Below are 17,563 nucleotides of genomic sequence, written 5' to 3'. Positions count from 1 at the left end.
TCGGATAATCCTTCGCTTTTAGTAGTTCTAGCGTGCTTTTATGGTCACACCCCAGGCAGCAAACGGTTCCAATGCTCACCCGCAAATGGCAGGCAGCCTTGATGCACTTATCCATAGTCGCAAGCAGGCAGCCCAGGTTTTAAGTCAAATTGCGATCGCAATGGACCGGGCTGAAACTACGGAGCGGTCTGGCCAACTGGGGTTAACCCGCCACATTCGTACCCTAAAAAGTACGGCGGAGCAGCTACAGCAGGGCAAGTATCGCATCGTGGTATTGGGTGAAATGAAGCGGGGTAAGAGCACCCTGATCAATGCTCTGGTGGGAGAGGCGCTGCTGCCAAGTGATGTCAATCCCTGCACGGCATTATTGAGCCTGCTACGCCACGGCCCAGAGCAACGGGTGATGGTGCACTATACCGATGGCAAATCCCCTAAAGCCATTGATTTTGATACCTTCCGTGCTGACTACACGATTCCTGCCGATGAAGCCCGGCATCTGGAAACCAATGCGTTTCCTGACATTAGCCATGTGGTGATTGAATGCCCGGCTCCGCTGCTGGCATCGGGACTAGAAATCGTTGATACCCCAGGCCTCAATGATACTGAAGCCCGTAACCAACAGGTGCTGAGCTATTTAAACGAAGCCCAGGCCGTTGTGTTTGTGCTGGATGCGTTGCAGCCGATGACATTGGACGAGCGGCGCTACTTGCAAAACTATATTCAAGGCCGCGATCTGGATTGCTTTTATGTGGTCAATGGCTGGGACCGGATTAAAGTCGGCCTGGTTAATCCGGAGGATGCAGCCGCGTTGACTGACGCGGAACAGCGTCAGCGTCAGGTATTTGCCCAGAGCCTGCCCGAAGATGCCAGCTGGTTTGAGGTATCAGCCCTAACGGCCCTGCGTCAGCGGCGTCAGGGAAAATCCCTGGCCGGTAGCGGTGTGGATAAGTTTTTAACTGAGCTGGAGTCCTTTTTGACCCAAAGCCGTGGTCAGGCAGAGATTCGGCGGGCGGCCAAGCTCGCCCATCGGGCCTACAGCGCCGTGCAAGAATCGGTGGCCCGGCGGATTCCTTTACTAGATGAAGATCTAAGTGAACTACAGCAACGGGTCGCTTCAGTTGAAGAGGAATTTGGCAAGCTGGAGAAGATTCGGGATAATTACCGACAGCTGATTCGGGGAAGATGCGATCGCACAGCTAAAGCCATTGCTGATTCCTTCAAAACCTATATCCTCAATTTAGAAGAAACCTTCGAGACCGATTTTGTTGCTTCCCAGCCCGATCTGGATTTTCTTGATTTTCTAGATGAAGATGCACGGGATGACTTTTACAAAGAATTCAAGCGTGCCTTTGAGCGTTATATTAACGATCGTCTAGCTGCCTGGGAGTTTACCGCCAAGCAAAAGATTGGTCAGTCCTTTGACGAGCTCAATGAGAGCGCTGCGGATTATCAGGTAGCCTATGCCGAAGTGGTCGAAGTAATCCACGAGAAAATGATGGGGCGTAAATTCTATGCCCCCAGCACAGACACTGCGGATGAAGCGCGTCCTTGGATTGATAATATTCGCGATCTCTTTGATGAGATTCCCGACACGTTGAACGATGCGATCCAGCCCTTTAATCATTTTTGGCAATCAGTGTTGCAGATGGCGGTGAGCTATGTGTGTATTGTGATTGCGCTACAGATTTTAGGGTTATTGTTTAGCAGTTTGTTCTTAAATATTATTGGTGTGATTGCTGCTGCGGGTGGGGTTTTAGCAGTGCAAGCAGAGTTTGTGCGTCAAGAATTTATCAAGGCAACGCGCAAAGAGTTTGTGAAGCACTTGCCCCAGATTGCAGCGGACCAGTGGCAGTCAATTTACAAGGCGGTAACAGATTGTTTTGGTACCTATGAAGAACGGGCCATTGAGCGGATTAGCAGTGATATTGCAGCGCGACGTTTGGAGTTAAGCAGCCTGGTGGAGAAAAAGCAACAAAATGAGATCAATCGCGAGCAAACGGTAGAGCGATTGAAATCATTGGAAGACAGTATTCAGCAAGAATTAGAAGTATTACAGGGGATGGTGTAACGGTAGGGTGGCAGTTCCCTACGGATATCCCTTGCCTATACTCTGACCCTACATCTGCCCACCATAACCTATGGTAGCTACTCCAGACGAGTTAGCCACATCAGGGTTCTCTTTACCCATGCGTTACGAGGTAAAAAACTCAGCTAGGTAATCTCTCTCAATCTCGTCGTAAGCACCGTGAAAGTGATGATTGGCAACGATGTTGCTTTTGATGGTTGGGAGAGATGGGCAGCCCCTTTGCAGTTTTCTGCAATATTATTCATCGAAAAATGGCAATAAAGTGCAGTCTCAATTGTCCAGAAACAGCAATGATATTCAGGGGCTAATTCCTCATAATTCTCATAAAGACAAGTTGGTATCGAAGATTATTCTTACTCTGTTTGAGAATCTGCTGCTGGGACTCAACTAGCTACTCAGCCCGGTTGAGCCTGTTTTGCTGACGCTGTAAGACATTTATTCAAAGCCAAATTTTTGAGCAACCGTTTGAACAGGCTTCAAACACCTGATTGTTGTACCTCACTGTTGAACCTGTGCGTAGCCCCATGACTTCTCAAAACCCTAACCAGCTATCTCAACCATCGCCCTTAGGTGTCCATGGCCCTAACCGTGAACTGATGGATGCTATTATCACCAGCTGGATTGATGGCATTCTGATTTTGACGAAAACGGGTGAGTTAGTGCGCAGTAACTCCATTGCAAAACAGATTTGCGATCGCATCACCCAAACCGATTCTGGCCAGATCCCCAAAGAAATCTGGCGCACCTGTCGGGTACTGATTCAAGGCTGTAACGAGTATACCGAGGGTCCAGTGGTTGCCGAATCAGAACTCAGTGTGAAACCCCACGAACATTTTCGCATTCGTGCCCGATGGTTTGATTTTGGTGACCATGGCAACAATGCTTACATTTTGGTGATCTTAGAAGATCAAAACTATTCCAAACGGAATTTGGCCATTACTGAAGTGGATCGCTATGGTCTCAGTCCCCGTGAGGCAGAAGTATGGTTGCTACACCGCACGGGCTACACCTATCGAGAAATTGCTGCCGAGCTATACATTGCCGTGAATACGGTGAAGAGACACATCAAGAAGATCTATGTCAAACGACATATGGCCTTGGTGAAAGAAGAGACTTACACCGATAACCTGGCCAGTTAACCATGTCAGCTAACAACGTCAAGCAATTCTTTAGCATGGTGGACAAATGTAATCTTTAGGAGCCCACCGCTAGACAATGGCACCCATAGCTGCCATAACTAGGTGGGACAAAGCCTCGCTTGTATGATTTTCCTCAACTCTGAGGAGTATTGGACTCAAGATTGCCCATGCCCACACTGTATGTTTCAGATCTCGATGGCACGTTACTAACACCAACGGCCACTTTGTCCACTTACACCCGAGCCACTCTCAAGCGCCTACTAGAATCCGGTTTACCATTTACCGTCGCCACGTCCCGCAGTGTCAGTTCGGTTGGCCCCATTTTTCAGGGCGTATCACTGCCATTACCGGTTATTGAGCTAAATGGTGCCTATATTACTGACTTGACCACCGGGCAGCATCTGATTGTGAATGACATTGCCACGGAGCTGGCCATAAAAATTCTAAAGTTAGTGCAAGATTATGACGTTAAACCGCTGATTTCTAGTTATAACGGTCAAGATGACCATGTCTATTTCACCCATGATGTGAATCCAGGCATCCAATGGTACATCGATGATGCTGAGCGTAATGAAGATGGCCGTTGGCACTGTCGGACTGACTTAACGGAAATCTTTGACGAACAGGTGATGCGGTTTACACTGATTGATACGAAAGCGCGTTTAACCCATCTGGAACAAGCGTTGAATCAGCACTTTCCTGGCTGTCTTGATATGCATCTGTTCGAAAATCCCTATCAGCCTGATTGGTACTGGCTGACTCTACAGGATCGATCGGCAACTAAAGCAAGGGGTATTCGTGAATTGCAAGCATTTCACAAGCTGCATGATCACGATCTGACCGTGTTTGGAGACCACAACAACGATATTTCCATGTTTCAACTGGCCGATGTGGCAGTGGCAACGGCGAATGCGACGCTGGAACTACAGCAACATGCAACCGAAATCATTGGTCACCACAGTGAAGATAGCGTAGTGAAATACTTAGAATCCCGTTGGTCAATGGTGAATGTCTGAAGCTAAGTCCCCTGGTAAATCATCCAGGACCTCCCCTGCTAAATCATCGAAGCAGTCACGCTTGTTACTACGGGCTAAATTAGCCAGACGTAGGCGACGGCGCTATTGGGCTTTGGGCATTGCGGCGGTGTGGCTCGTGTTGGCCTGTTGGCAGGCTCCAGCGGTCAAGTTGACCACCAGCAACCAGATTCGCGGTGTGTGGATGACCAATGTGGCGGCGGCTATGAACTACTTCAGCTTTCGCCTGGATGATGCGGTGGCTAACTTGGCGGAGCATCGGATCAATACACTCTATCCCAGCGTTTGGAACCAGGGGTATACGCTGTATCCCAATGAGGTGACTAAAAAAGCGGGCGGGCGATGTTGCGATCGCATCGCCAATGTCCCCCTCTATCCCTTTGATGATATTCTCCATAGCCTTACCCGTCAGGCCCACCGCCACAACATGCGCCTGATCCCTTGGTTTGAGTATGGCCTCATGGTGCCAGCAACATCGCCCATTGCCAGGGCTCATCCCGAGTGGTTAACCACTAACCGAGCAGGAGCTAATATTCCGGCACCGCTATCGGCCCATCCATTGCTGCCGCAGCCCCTAAAAAACGTCCAAATGGAGATTACCGGTGGCAATATTGCCTGGCTTAACCCCATGCACCCAGAGGTACGCCAGTTCATGATCGACTTGATTGTCGATGTGGTCAAGCGCTATCCAGTGGACGGTATCCAGTTGGACGATCACTTTAGTTTGCCAATGTCCATGGGCTACGACCCTTATTCAGTGCAGCTCTATAAAGACACCCATGGCGGTGCGCCACCCCCCGATGATCCCAGTGCTCCGGGTTGGGTTGCCTGGCGGGCCCACGCCATTACTACGCTACTAACCAACATTACCCAAGCGGTCAAAGAGGTACGCCCAGAAGCGATTATTTCAGTTTCTCCCAATCCACCTGGGTTTGCCTATCGCAAGTACCTTCAAGACTGGGTCCAGTGGGTCAATTTAGGCATCGTCGATGAGGTGGTCGTGCAGCTTTACCGTGACGACCTCAGCATCTTTGAAAAAGACTTGTATAGCAGCGGGTTTCATAACCTGCGTAACCAGGTTCCCATTGCCATTGGTCTCTACACAGGGCCACTGGCAGCAGCAAAAGATTTCAATCGTACAGTAGATGAAATTTCAGCTGTACAGCAGGCAGGTTACCGTGGTGTTGCCTTTTTCTCATGGGAAACAACATTCTGGGTCCTGAGAAAAGCGACTGACCTAGAAGTGAGACAAACCCTAGAGCGCTTGTTTCAGTCTTGACAGTGAGATGATGCCTTGGGCACACCCTGGAATATCAGGTGATATCAAAACTTCCTAAAATACACTTGTGCTTCTCCCTAGATGTTAGGGAGAAGCACAAGGAAGGGACAAGCTTAACCAAGCTATGACACTTAGTAATTAAGAGGTGCAAGACCTTTTCTAGCGCGCATTTCTCCTAGCAGTTCCCGAGCAATGCTATATAGCTCCTTAGGTACGCGGGGTATGGACGTTTTAACCAACTCCGCTGAATAGGAATCAGGAATCGCCCTGATGTCAGGAATCTCACCAGGCCCCTCAGACAGTAGATTGGGCTTCAATCCAGGGTTATCGCCACCAAACCTAGACTTATCGCTCCCACAAGCAGCACCAAATAGGGAAAATGAGCGAGTGTAGCCTAATCCGTTGACACCAGTCTGAGTGTTATAGCCCCTGGGATAGGGCACATACATATCTCCAAACGTTTGGAAATACTCATCGCTATCTAAATAAGCATCAATTTCAGCGTCGAAACCACCCTCTGCAATGATTTGAATATGCTCGGAAATTTCCGCATAGTTCTTAGGGGCACGGCCCAGCAGATGCTTGAAATTCAATTCAATGGCAGTCACATTGGGATGCTTTTCCCAGAACAATGATCTGTAGTGATCAGACTTAGCCAGAGCCCGAATAAACTCAAGCACGCTAATTTCGCCGCTGCGCACTTTTGATTCGGCAATGGTGCAACGCTCAGACTCCATCAGATGGGCATTACCAAAAACCTGTTTGTAAGCTGCAGCAATCACCAAATCGGCATTCCCTTGGGATAGGGCATCGCCAGTGTATTCAGCGACAACACTGCCAGCAATGGCGTCGCGATATTTCGTCGGTAAAGTTTTAGCCTTATCTTCTGGGGCTGTCCAAATTTGAATCCGACCGTCTACCTCCTTACTGGCTACAGGTTTCGGAGCAGCGACGGCCTTAGGCGTAGGTGATGTGACAGGGGCTGGTGCGGCTACAGCTTTAGGCTCACTCGCCTGCTTGGCTTCAGTTGGTTTTTTTCCATTCAGTACTGGCAGCTTGAGGTTCTTAGATTGTTCTAAGACGCCAGATAACCCTTTAAGCATTTCCTAAGCCCTTTAGAAAAAACAAATTTGACAACCTCACACACTTAACGGACTCTGTTTAGTCTCATTAAGGACGTAAATTAAAATTTTTATTCTCCCACAAAGTAAGGAGCTAAAAACTCGCTGAAAACCTACAGGGGACGTAGATTACAGGGCCAATCCTATCAGCGTGACTGGTGCCTCGTCAATGAACGTTGAATGCAGCAAATGCTGACTGCCAGGGTGGATATGGCTTACTTTTCTATCCTTCAAAATCATTGAAGAGTAAGGGCTTGGTTGAATTAGTCCCAAGTTGTATCAGCTGAGATACTCTCTGATTTGATCCTTTGGATGGGCATTCAAATAGCTGGTTCGCTACTTTAGAAAATTAAAAAACGTAACAAAACGTAAAATCACATGGGGATTGCCCAGGTTTGAGGGGAGCCTGTGGTAGTGACTGATCTGCTGCACAGGCTAACAGGTGAGCAGTTTGGATACGATGTGACGGCATGGCAACAGTGATGGGCCAATCAGCATGAGGGCTCATTATATGAGAAGGGCTCATTATATGAGAAGGGCTCATTATATGAGAAGGGCTCATTGAATAACGGACTAAAGCTCATGGTTAGTTCAGCGCAATCTCAGGTTCAAGCATGGAGTTGATGCCAATATATCCCTGGTGCTGCCAACGTAATACCCTCTAGCCTTTAGGAAGTATCAGGTCCATGAAAATCAAGTATTTTTCTACTCTGATTGCCGCTTCGATTGTTAGTTTTACAGCTGTCGTGGCTCCAACTCAGTTCATCCCTGCCCAGGCCAATCCTTGCGCTGCTGGCGTTGTTAATCCTTGTGCGGCGACCCCTTGCGCGGCGAATCCTTGCGCGGCGGCGACCCCTTGCGCGGCGGCCCCTTGCGCTGGCGCTGCAAATCCTTGTGCGGCTGATCCTTGTGCAGCCTCTGTAGCTGCTGCTATCCCAACCGTTTTCTCCGATCCTCAGGCAGAGGATAATCTTGCTATTCGAGGGTATGACCCAGTGGCTTATTTTACGGTTGGTGCGCCGGTTGAAGGCAGCGGCGACTATGCGTATGAGTGGAACGGTGCTACCTGGCGTTTCTCTAGTGCGGCTAATAAAGAACTGTTTGCTAGCAACCCCGAAGCCTATGCCCCCCAGTATGGTGGTTACTGTGCAAAGGCTTTGAGTGAAGGGAATCTGGCTTCAACAGTACCTGAGGCTTGGGATATTGTTGAGGGTAAACTCTATCTCAACTACAGTCTGGATGTTCAAACGCAGTGGAAGGGAGATATTCCTGGCAACATTTCTAAAGCAGATTCTAAGTGGCCCAGCATTTTAGAGACTTCCAATGTTGTTTACTATGACACTGTTGGAGCTGTCTATTTCTAGGTTTGGATTCTTTTTGTCCTTGACACCCCTAAAGCAGTTGTTCTATCAGGATACCCTTTCCCGATAGAGAGAGTTTTCTTTTAACTTTCATTGAGGGAAAGGTCCACCAGATCTGGAACCTGTAGAATCTGCTCCTCTGTCACCATTAAATTAGTCACCGCTCGAATAGACTTTGGCCCCACCGGTAAAACATAAACGCCTTTTAGCTTAAGACGATCTACCAGCACCTGAGCGCGTAACATTTTTGTGTGAAAAACAACAATGTTGGTTTCCACGGCTGTAGGGTCAATGATAATTTCTGGAATTTCTGCCAGACCTTTGGCTAAGGTTTGGGCGTTAAGATGATCTTCTTTTAGATGGGCGCGATGGTGCTTAAGGGCATAGATGGCCCCTGCCGCCATCATGCCTGCCTGTCGCATACCACCGCCAAACATTTTGCGGAAGCGTCGGGCTCGCTTAATAAAGTCATGGGACCCAGCCAGGGCAGAGCCGATGGGCGCACCGAGACCTTTGGAAAAACATACGCTGACGGAATCAAAGGCTTTAACGTATTGCTCCTCAGGGGTGTTGGTGGCAATGCAGGCATTCCACAGCCGGGCACCATCAAGGTGAAGCTTGAGACCGTGCTGTTTGCAGACCTGCGCGATCGCATCTATCTCGGACAGGGGATAAATCTTGCCCCCACCTCGGTTATGGGTATTCTCTAGACAGACTAATTTAGTCTTTGGAAAATGAACATCGGCGGGACGCAAAACCGTTTCCACATCTGCCGCCGTGAAAACGCCACGATCTCCGTTGATCAGGCGACACATCACACCGGATAGGGCAGCGGGACCCCCACCTTCGTAATAGTAAATGTGCGCCTGGGATTCTAAGATCACCTCATCGCCCGGTTCCGTATGGGTGCGCAGCGCAATCTGGTTGGTCATGGTGCCAGAGGGCATAAAGACCGCCGCTTCCTTGCCCAAAAGACCCGCCACAAATCGCTCTAGCTGCCGAACAGTGGGATCATCTCCCAGGACATCGTCCCCAACTTCAGCGGTGGCAATGGCTTCCCGCATACCACGGGTCGGTTGTGTAATGGTGTCGCTTCTCAGATCAATGGGCATGGGCTTGGTTGCTTCTGACCGATTACAACCGACAGGTTTCCTCAGGCTGGCACCGCTGGTTGCGTTGGGCAATTATAGTGGCTAAATCTGGGCGACCTGTGAGTTTTAAACGCCAGTCCGCCCAAATGTCGTAAATTTTGTCTATTAAAGGCCCCAGCACAGGCCACTGGGTAGGGGCATACATCCAGCCGATACCCAGTGTGGTATAGACTCGACGAAACACCTCAACATTTTGAATCACACTGCCATCGGGTAGGACCGCATGAATGCGAGCCATCGCTATTTCAAAGGAAACACCCCCGTTTGCAGCAGGATCATAATCGTCCGCAGCAATATCTGTAAAGACTACTAGGCCACGACCATTGTCCTTTTTTCGGAGAAAATTTACTTCGCGCAGACACAAAGGACAGTCACCGTCATAGAGCAGCTTAATTTTCCAGTCGGCCATGGGTGCAGATGCGTTTGTTTCCTTTGGTAGTCTAAAGGGATTTTCCGATTATTGCTGGTGGCTGGGTGATGGGATATCCTCACCCTCCAGCATCGCGATCGCACGTACGCTTCAATCTAGTTTTTCGCCACTAATGGCCTTATCCAGTAATTCAATTGGGTGCATCAGCGGCAGCGTTTTTCCCTGGAGCTCAAGATGCTTTTGAATCTGAAGGGCACAGCCTGGATTCGACGAAGCGATCAGGGCCGCTCCTGTATTCATCAAATTAGTCACCTTCATCTGGCCCAATTCATTGGCAACTTCCGGCTGCAGCATGTTGTAAACACCAGCGCTACCGCAGCAAAGTTCTGCATCAATGGGGTCAGCAACACTGACGTTAGGAATTTGTTTCAGCAACTGGCGGGGTGGCTGGGTGATGCCCTGGCCATGGCGTAAATGACAGGCATCTTGATAGACCAGCTTGAGGGGGGTATCCGTCACGGCAGAGAGTTTGGCGGTTAACCCTACCTCGGCAAGAAACTCCTGGATATCGCGAACATTGTCGCTAAAAGCGACCGCTTTGTCGCAATAGTCGGGGTCGTCTTTAAGAATATGACCGTAGTCTTTTAAGGTGTGACCACAGCCAGCGGCATTGATAATGACGTAGTCTACGGCGGTGTCGGCGAAGCTGTCGATCATCTGACGGGCAAGGGCCTGGGCCTGGTCAGTTTCTCCCTGGTGAGCGGGCAGAGCGGAGCAGCAGCCCTGGCTTCTGGGAATCACCACTTCACAGCCGTTAGCGCTCAGTACGCGGGCCGTTGCCTCATTGACGTCAGAGAAAAAGACGCGTTGAACACAGCCCAGCACCATGCCAACTCGGTAGCGTTTTTTGCCTTGGGCAGGTACGGTTTCTGGCAGATTGTCTTGGAAGCACTTGGGAGTGACCGCAGGCAAGTTTGATTCCATCGCCGCCAGCTGCGGTGAAAAACGCTCTAATAGGCCGGTGCTGCGGATGACTTTCGATACCCCTAGCCATTGATATAGGGCAAGGGGGCCCAACAGCAGACGAATGCGGTCGGGGTAGGGAAATAGGGAGAAAATTAACTGTCGGATCAGGTTGATGGGGAGAGGGCGCTGATGATTACGATTGACTTGCGATCGCACCGAGTCAATCAACCGGTCATATTGCACTCCAGACGGACAGGAAGTTGTACAGGCTAAACACCCCAAACAAGAATCAAAATGACTGGCCGATGCCGCAGACAGAGGGGCCTCTCCCTTGTTGATGGCATCCATCAAATAAATGCGACCCCGAGGCGAATCAGTCTCTTTACCAATAACCCGATAGCTAGGGCATGTCGTCAGGCAAAATCCACAGTGGACACAGGCATCAATTAAAGATTGGTCAGGGGGCTCATGGGCATCAAACCCAACCGTGTTAGAGTCCAGGTCCGTATTAAGCTTAAGAGAGGCCGCCGTAGATGGTTCCGAAGTCTGCATTCAAAGGAGCAAAAGGCAATACTCTAACTAGCTTATCGTTTTCGTTATGATGTCATGGCCCTAAAACACCTTTTGTCGATTGAATAAGCTAATGGAGCAAATAAATATACTCCACACGAGTGGTCTGTACCTAAGGTGGTAATGGCCTGGAAATGAAGCGATACAAGACGAATATGTTAGTCTGCCATAGGGGAAGAACCCCTCAATCAGTCTTACTTATTTAGGTAATAATCCTTGGTTACTACAGCAGCTCTACCCACCCCACGGTTACGCTGGACGGTGGTTGTTTCAACGGTCATTCTTCACTTACTCGCTCTCCTGGCGCTGCTGCCAAGCAATTTTAGTTGGCGAGCCATTGGCATCGCTATTTTTTTACATGCATTGACTCAAGGTCTCGGCATTTCCCTCGGCTTTCACCGAATGGCTAGCCATCGCAGTTTGCGAGTACCTCTGTGGTTAGAACACCTGTTCATTTTGCTGGGTACCCTCGCCTTTCAGGGGGGCGTATATGGCTGGGTGGGGTATCATCGACTGCATCACAAGCACACTGATCAAGCACTCGATCCCCACAGTGCTAGTAAGGGATTTTGGTGGAGCCATATCAACTGGCTAATGCATACGGTGCCTACCCAATCCTTGCTACCTCGCATGACTCAAGATATCCGTGACGATAAATTCTATCAGTTTTGCCATAACCACTACATCACACTACAGGTGGCTCTGGGACTGCTGCTATATCTAATGGGTGGCATGCCATTTCTTGTCTGGGGCATATTTGTCAGACTGCTCGTTAGCTTCCATGGCACTTGCTTTGTGAACAGCGCCTGTCATAAGTTTGGCTACCGTTCCACTGACACCGATGACATGTCTACCAACTGTTGGTGGGTGGCCATACTCACCTATGGGGAAGGCTGGCACAACAATCATCACGCCTGTCAGTCTTCTGCTTGTTTTCAGAAAAGCTGGTGGGAAATTGATCCCGTATGGCAAATAATCCGATTGCTGCAGGCGGTTGGTCTGGCTCAAAAGGTGAAAACAGCCAATTAATGGAATTTCTGTAGGGGCTTACTTTTGATATATCACAGGGGCAATCTGGGAGACCATAATGCCCGTTAAGGGACCGTTAAGCTCCTCCGGCTAGTATGACTAGCTGAGGGTTGCCCACTGCCCCCTTCCTTACTACGGATCAGTATCTGAGTGTGCCGGGGCAGGCAGTGCTGACGACCGATGGAGTGGGTCTAAAAGTAAACCTGACAGCGGTGTATGAAATTAGCGACCCAGCGATGGCCATTAATTTGAGCTATCGGCTGGGGCTCAAGATAATTCTGAAAATATAGCTAGAGAGCCTGCTTGATCGGTTGTTACCTATTCCTAATCAGGTGGAGAAATTCTAAGGAAAAACCACAGACTAAAGGCGATACGATAGGCTGAAATTGGCTCTATGAAATCAGGGGCGCATCGCATGAAACCCCAACTTGTGTCAGCTATTGCCCAGCTACCGGTAAAAGAAAAACCCGAATGTGTTGGTGACTATGCCCACCAGGCCATCAAAAAATATGTTGATCATATTCTCCAGCACGAAAAGGGTGTGCTGGCCCATCATCGCGATCCTGAATTTGTGCATCAAATGCGTGTAGGCTTGCGTCGTCTGCGGACGGTGCGAGCAGCCTTTGACTTTGCCTTGGTTTTACCCGATGCAGTTAGTGATCGTGCCCTGAAGCAACTGGGCAAAGCTTTGGGGCGCATGCGAGACCTGGATATATTGCAAGGTTGGCTTAAAAAGTACAGTAGCCAGACTAAGTTGAAAAAATCGGAAATAAAAGTGCTACGCACCTTAAACCGAACGCTGAAAAAGCAACGTAAGCAATGTCGAGTTCAAACTGACAAGCTACTGCGGAGTAAGGCCTATAAACAACTGTTCAAGGTCATCAAAAAATGGCTGAAACAGCCGCAATATCAGTCCGTATCGAGATTGCCTTTGACAGTCGCTTTGCCAGACGTTCAGTTGCCGATGATCTGTCAGCTATTGTTGCATCCTGGCTGGTTAGTGGTGGATGCAACTGACACAACTAAGCTTGAACAGGTCCATGATCTGCGCAAACACATTAAAGGTGTGCGTTATCAGATGGCATTATTTAGAGAGTTTTATGGCGAAGACTATAGAGCCCAGGTAAACACCTTCAGACAGATGCAGGATGTGCTGGGTGAATTGCAAGATGAATTAGTTGTGCAATCATTTTTGGTGACCATGCTCGGTTCTAAGTGGGCGAAAAAATTGCCTAGCTTACATCGGTGTTTTCAGAAGCAACATCATCAGCTATGGCAGCAGTGGTTAGAACTACGGCAGCCTTATGTGTCTGCAACCCAGCGTGATGCTTTACATCAGCTGTTCTTGGTGTAGCCAGATTTTACCCGCCCTCATAAAATCTTCAACTTTGTAGCCTATTAATGTAACAGCACTACAGGTTGGAGGTGACTATGAGTTACTGTATTTGTTGCAATAGTTCGCTGTTACGACATATTCGTCATGGTGAGGTGTATTTGTATTGTCCTGACTGCCGTCAGGAAATGCCGGAGGCGGATAGCTGTGGTGCCGATGAAGTGCATGCTGTGTTGAGTAATATGTTGTTTAGGCCACTAGTCGTATCGGATGCTGAGGTTGTGGGGGCACACTGATGTGCGCCCGAGGTAAAATAGTGGTAACTGCCTGAAATTTTCTTGTTGATATTGGCTATATCTTCAAAGAGAACAGCTATCTCTTTTTGATTGGGTAAGAGATTTGCATAAGAAAACGAATATCTCTGGAGGGACGTATTTCTTTGCGTTCTTTTTTTGTGGCCATTCTCAGGAGACCCAGGAAACAGGTAATTGATTATTGGTAAACAGCCTAAAAGGGCGCACAGCAGCGCGCCCCTACGGAGAAACACTTAGACTATTTTTTAATGTGCGCCCCAGGTAACCCAGCGATGAGCTGTGGTGTCTGCGCCATTCATTACAGGGGTTCTGAGATGGCAAAGGTTAGCACCGTCATGATCTACTTCCTCTAAGCCAGTTTCGTCTAAGCAGGCAGCGGTTAAGTTGGCATTACAGAAGTTAGCGCCACTGACAATGGCGGCGGTAAGATTAGCACCTCTCAAATCGGCTCCTTCTAAGTTGGCCATTCTGAGGTCGGCCTGGCTCAGGTCGGCTCCGACAAGACTCGTGCCTGACAGATCGGCCCCGATAAAGTTAGCGCCCATGAGCTTGCTACCGCTGAGGTCGGCCTTAGTGACATCGGCATCGGTGAGGTTGGCGCTGTTGAGGTCACTGCGGCTAAGGTCTGCATTGCTAAGGTCTGCGCCGCTGAGATCGCATTGGCTAAAGTCTACGCCGCTGAAGTGCGCTTGGCTGAGGTTGGCATTATGCAGGCTAACGCCGGAGAAATCGCGGTAGCCTTGGTTATATTCGTGGCGGAGTTGTTGAATATTAATCATGGTGTGTCTCCTATAGGGGGTTGTCCAAGGTAAAGAGGTGGGGCTCTCTAACTGACATGAAACAGTTTGGCGCTATTGGCGGAATACCTACGACAGAGAATTGATACGATCTATGGTTTGTTGTGATGGATCGTCACACAAATGTGCGATTAATGTGCGATTAATGATTCGCCGTTCGTCAACACTGTTCCTAACGGTATCCCTATCTTGGCGTACTTTATAAAAAGCGACACAGGTTGTTAATGGATTGCAATGCCCCACACTGATCTATGGGCAAGCAATACCTGTGGCATTTCAGAACTTTTTCATTTTTAGAAATTAGTGTGTGAAGTATAGCCATCTGTGTGATGCATCAGGTTGCTTATCCGTCAGCACTATAAAAAGAAAGCTTATGAAATATAACGAGAATGGTAACCCGTTCCCAACAACTGTTTACATCACACTTGAACATAGCGGCAACATTGAATTCAAGCCCATGGAGCCATAGGCAGATCGCACCTTCAAAGCTTGACGATCTGTGCTTATTCCCACCCCTCTGTAGAATTTAGTAGGTCCTAATTATGACGATTCATCAAAACAGTTTATCTAGCCTGCTGCCCCATCAGGATCGTGGTCGCACTGCCATCTTTATTGATGGCTCGCACCTGTTTTATGCGGCCTTACAGCTAGATATTGAGCTGGACTACACCCAATTGTTAGCAACGCTAACTTTGGATTCAAAACTCCTAAGGGCCTTTTTCTACACAGGTGTGGATAGCAATAACGAAAAACAACAGGGCTTTTTGCTATGGATGCGGCGTAATGGTTATCGAGTCGTTACCAAAGAGTTAGTGCCAATGCCTGATGGCTCTAAGAAAATCAATTTAGAGGTGGAAATGGTGGTTGATATGTTCACCCTGGCTCCTTACTATGACACCGCTGTTTTGGTCAGCGGTAACGGCCACTTGGCTTATGCCGTTGATGCTGTTAGTAGACAAGGGGTACGGGTCGAGGTAGTTGGTCTTAAATCTATGATGAGTGATTATTTGATCAATGTCGCCGATGCTTATCTAGATCTCTCCACCATAAAAACTGACATTCAAAAAGCTGTTCACAAAAGAATTACTAAGGCTAACGAAGATCACTATATCTATCGACCCCTGACAGCTAGAGTATAATGAATTTGCCTGTGCAGGGGTGCTCAGATACCTTAAGACTATAGTGATTGCTGATTTAGAGGATGAACCAGTCTAGCGTCATTGCTATGTAACGGCCCCTCATCGCCAACCCCCTTCTAAAGATCAGCAATGCCAGAAATTTACATTCAGCCACCCTTGATTTAGCCTTAATCAGCCATATGGGTGGCTGGACTATAGATGATATTTTGGCTATTAGACGCTTGCGCTTAACTAATCACCCCGTTCCCCCATCACCCATCCACCCATCTACAGCCCCAACCTGAGTCTTTATGTTTGGGCAGTCCCCTTTAGACGCATTCGCCAAAATGCTTTTGGATGGTTTTCACCGCTCTATCTAACTCATACAGAGCCGTCTCCATAATTATCACGCGACCATCGGGTAGATCTAACCGCATGCTGATGCTTGTTCGTCCCGAGGTCATGCCCTTTGACATCGCCACAATTTCAACTGGAGCTGCCTCATTACCGAAATAAATCACCTCTTTCTCCAATAGATCATCCCAATGTTCTTCAGGTTCTAGAATTGTGTGAAATGTGAGCATTAGGATTTTCTCCCTTCATAATTTCCTCAGGCTCTTACCCTAGCGTTAAGTATGGCTTTCTTTATCTGTAAGGAAGCACCCCATTACGGAAGCCAAAACCATGACACCTAAAAATGAAGCTGCTGGGAAGAAAGTTGCTATTCTGATTGAAAATCAATTTGAGGATCTGGAGTTTCAAGTTCCTTATACCGCCTTGCAAAAGGCAGGGGCAACGGTAACGGTGCTCGGGGCACGTATGAATGATGAATATCAAAGTTATCGAGGCACCGTATCGATTAAACCGGATGCCACAGCGACGGAGGTTGTTGCTGAAGACTTTGACGCTTTTGTTATCCCTGGTGGCAGTATTCGCACTAATCCCAACGTTGTTCGACTAGTGACAAATGCAAATCTTCAAGGTAAATGGATCGCAGCCATTGGCTATGGTCCCCAAGTTTTAATTGAAGCGGATCTTCTCAAAAATAAGAGCGCGACTGGCTGCCGCGCTATTCGTAAGGATATTGAAAATGCAGGCGCAACCTACTTAGACGCCCCGGCTGCTGTGGATGAGCATCTGCTAACTGCACGTCGTCCTGGCGATCTACCCATCTTTACCACTACATTATTGGGAGAGCTGGGACTCGCCATAGAAGATACCTACTTGCCCGATACAGGGAAACATGGTCATGAATGGTGGGAGCTGGGTCAGGATTGGGGTGGTTCTACCAGACGCGAGCTGACTCAGGCTCTTAACACCGTTATTATTGGAGAGAGATATACATTAGAAGCCTTTAAGCAGTATAGCTATCGGGCAAGAGACAAAGACTTACGTCTGTTGTTTAAAGACATTAGTGAATTAAAACAGCGCCATGTGAACCAGCTGGAAAAGCGATTAAAAGGCACATTCCATGGAGAGGTCACTTGGCAAGCTTTAGGTAGTGAAGCCTATGCTGTCCTGCAGGCCTGGTTACAATCCAGCGATGAGCTTTCCCTAATGCGTCGAGCCCTCGGAGATTTGCAAACGGGCGTGATCGATCTCTATCGTCTTTGCAATCGGCTCACTGATCCGCTGACGGTTGATCTATTGAATACTGTTGAACAGGATCTGGCACATTCTGAACAGAAGCTAGCGATGTTCTATCGTACCCATGCTGGCACTCGCGTAGAGCCACCGATTCCAACGACAGTAGCGGCTATTGCCCGATAGTTGCTACTGCATTAATTTAACCCCGTACGACACGCTGCCCACGCTGCCCTCCACGGGTTCAAGCATTTAATTCTGAGACACTTGTGAAGACATCACTTGTTTGCCTCACAGGTTCCTCATGCTTT

General features: G+C 48.6%; 17 protein-coding genes. 11 read left to right on the top strand and 6 right to left on the bottom strand.

The window, feature by feature from the left end; genetic code table 11:
* Positions 1–40 precede the first annotated feature (40 nt).
* The 4 genes from QGP82_RS09740 to QGP82_RS09725 all read left to right on the top strand — a co-directional run bounded on the left by QGP82_RS09740 (position 41) and on the right by QGP82_RS09725 (position 5,538).
* On the top strand, positions 41–2,068 hold the full coding sequence (locus tag QGP82_RS09740; protein ID WP_163664946.1) for a dynamin family protein: 2,028 nt from the start codon (positions 41–43) through the stop codon (positions 2,066–2,068).
* A gap of 542 nt (positions 2,069–2,610) precedes the next feature.
* Entirely contained in the window at positions 2,611–3,225 is a 615-nt protein-coding gene (locus QGP82_RS09735; RefSeq protein WP_490794585.1) for a helix-turn-helix transcriptional regulator, read from the top strand.
* Positions 3,226–3,392: 167 nt separating this feature from the next.
* Entirely contained in the window at positions 3,393–4,241 is an 849-nt protein-coding gene (locus QGP82_RS09730; protein WP_163664942.1) for an HAD family hydrolase, read from the top strand.
* The gene (locus QGP82_RS09725; protein WP_499058684.1) at positions 4,234–5,538 is read left to right on the top strand and encodes a glycoside hydrolase family 10-like protein; all 1,305 of its coding nucleotides are present in this window, start codon (positions 4,234–4,236) and stop codon (positions 5,536–5,538) included. The genes QGP82_RS09730 and QGP82_RS09725 overlap by 8 nt, the downstream gene beginning before the upstream one ends.
* Positions 5,539–5,669: 131 nt before the next feature.
* On the opposite strand, the gene QGP82_RS09720 is transcribed toward QGP82_RS09725, so the two are convergent.
* Complete coding sequence (locus QGP82_RS09720; RefSeq protein WP_499058682.1) at positions 5,670–6,641, bottom strand: phycobilisome rod-core linker polypeptide; 972 nt, start codon at positions 6,639–6,641, stop codon at positions 5,670–5,672.
* Positions 6,642–7,345: 704 nt separating this feature from the next.
* Here QGP82_RS09720 and QGP82_RS09715 point away from each other — a divergent pair.
* Entirely contained in the window at positions 7,346–8,023 is a 678-nt protein-coding gene (locus QGP82_RS09715) for a YHS domain-containing (seleno)protein (RefSeq protein ID WP_499058680.1), read from the top strand.
* Positions 8,024–8,103: 80 nt separating this feature from the next.
* Here the strand turns inward: QGP82_RS09715 and ltaE are convergent, their stop codons facing one another.
* The 3 genes from ltaE to QGP82_RS09700 all read right to left on the bottom strand — a co-directional run bounded on the left by ltaE (position 8,104) and on the right by QGP82_RS09700 (position 11,059).
* Entirely contained in the window at positions 8,104–9,132 is a 1,029-nt protein-coding gene (gene ltaE / locus QGP82_RS09710; protein ID WP_163664933.1) for a low-specificity L-threonine aldolase, read from the bottom strand.
* 22 nt (positions 9,133–9,154) lie between these two features.
* Positions 9,155–9,580 carry a thiol-disulfide oxidoreductase DCC family protein gene (locus tag QGP82_RS09705; protein ID WP_163664932.1) on the bottom strand — a complete coding sequence of 142 codons (426 nt, stop codon included), beginning with the start codon at positions 9,578–9,580 and terminating at the stop codon, positions 9,155–9,157.
* A gap of 111 nt (positions 9,581–9,691) precedes the next feature.
* Positions 9,692–11,059 carry a (Fe-S)-binding protein gene (locus QGP82_RS09700; protein WP_499058676.1) on the bottom strand — a complete coding sequence of 456 codons (1,368 nt, stop codon included), beginning with the start codon at positions 11,057–11,059 and terminating at the stop codon, positions 9,692–9,694.
* A gap of 234 nt (positions 11,060–11,293) precedes the next feature.
* Here QGP82_RS09700 and QGP82_RS09695 point away from each other — a divergent pair, with 234 nt between their 5' ends.
* The 4 genes from QGP82_RS09695 to QGP82_RS09680 all read left to right on the top strand — a co-directional run bounded on the left by QGP82_RS09695 (position 11,294) and on the right by QGP82_RS09680 (position 13,735).
* Complete coding sequence (locus QGP82_RS09695) at positions 11,294–12,106, top strand: acyl-CoA desaturase (protein WP_499058674.1); 813 nt, start codon at positions 11,294–11,296, stop codon at positions 12,104–12,106.
* Between the two features lie 110 nt (positions 12,107–12,216).
* Positions 12,217–12,396, top strand: coding sequence for a hypothetical protein (locus QGP82_RS09690; RefSeq protein ID WP_499058672.1), 180 nt, complete (start codon positions 12,217–12,219; stop codon positions 12,394–12,396).
* A gap of 125 nt (positions 12,397–12,521) precedes the next feature.
* Positions 12,522–13,460: a CHAD domain-containing protein gene (locus QGP82_RS09685; protein WP_499058670.1), complete on the top strand. Its 939-nt coding sequence runs from the start codon at positions 12,522–12,524 to the stop codon at positions 13,458–13,460.
* A gap of 77 nt (positions 13,461–13,537) precedes the next feature.
* Entirely contained in the window at positions 13,538–13,735 is a 198-nt protein-coding gene (locus QGP82_RS09680) for a hypothetical protein (protein ID WP_163702664.1), read from the top strand.
* 263 nt (positions 13,736–13,998) lie between these two features.
* Here QGP82_RS09680 and QGP82_RS09675 read toward each other — a convergent pair whose 3' ends face one another.
* Positions 13,999–14,532 (bottom strand): pentapeptide repeat-containing protein, encoded by a 534-nt coding sequence (locus tag QGP82_RS09675; RefSeq protein ID WP_490795383.1) that lies wholly within the window; start codon positions 14,530–14,532, stop codon positions 13,999–14,001.
* A 560-nt stretch (positions 14,533–15,092) separates the two neighbouring features.
* On the opposite strand from QGP82_RS09675, the gene QGP82_RS09670 reads away from it, so the two are divergent.
* Positions 15,093–15,689 carry a LabA-like NYN domain-containing protein gene (locus tag QGP82_RS09670; RefSeq protein ID WP_499058666.1) on the top strand — a complete coding sequence of 199 codons (597 nt, stop codon included), beginning with the start codon at positions 15,093–15,095 and terminating at the stop codon, positions 15,687–15,689.
* Positions 15,690–15,997: 308 nt separating this feature from the next.
* On the opposite strand, the gene QGP82_RS09665 is transcribed toward QGP82_RS09670, so the two are convergent.
* Positions 15,998–16,252, bottom strand: coding sequence for a hypothetical protein (locus QGP82_RS09665; protein WP_499058664.1), 255 nt, complete (start codon positions 16,250–16,252; stop codon positions 15,998–16,000).
* Between the two features lie 100 nt (positions 16,253–16,352).
* On the opposite strand from QGP82_RS09665, the gene QGP82_RS09660 reads away from it, so the two are divergent.
* Entirely contained in the window at positions 16,353–17,438 is a 1,086-nt protein-coding gene (locus tag QGP82_RS09660; RefSeq protein ID WP_499058663.1) for a DJ-1/PfpI family protein, read from the top strand.
* The last annotated feature ends 125 nt before the right edge of the window (positions 17,439–17,563 follow it).

It is taken from the genome of Leptothoe sp. LEGE 181152 (genome assembly GCF_032906605.1).
In the GTDB taxonomy this organism is placed as follows: Bacteria; Cyanobacteriota; Cyanobacteriia; order Phormidesmidales; family Phormidesmidaceae; genus Leptothoe; species Leptothoe turfae.
The sequence above is the reverse complement of the archived record's forward strand: the minus strand, read 5'-3'. Positions and strand labels throughout refer to the sequence as shown.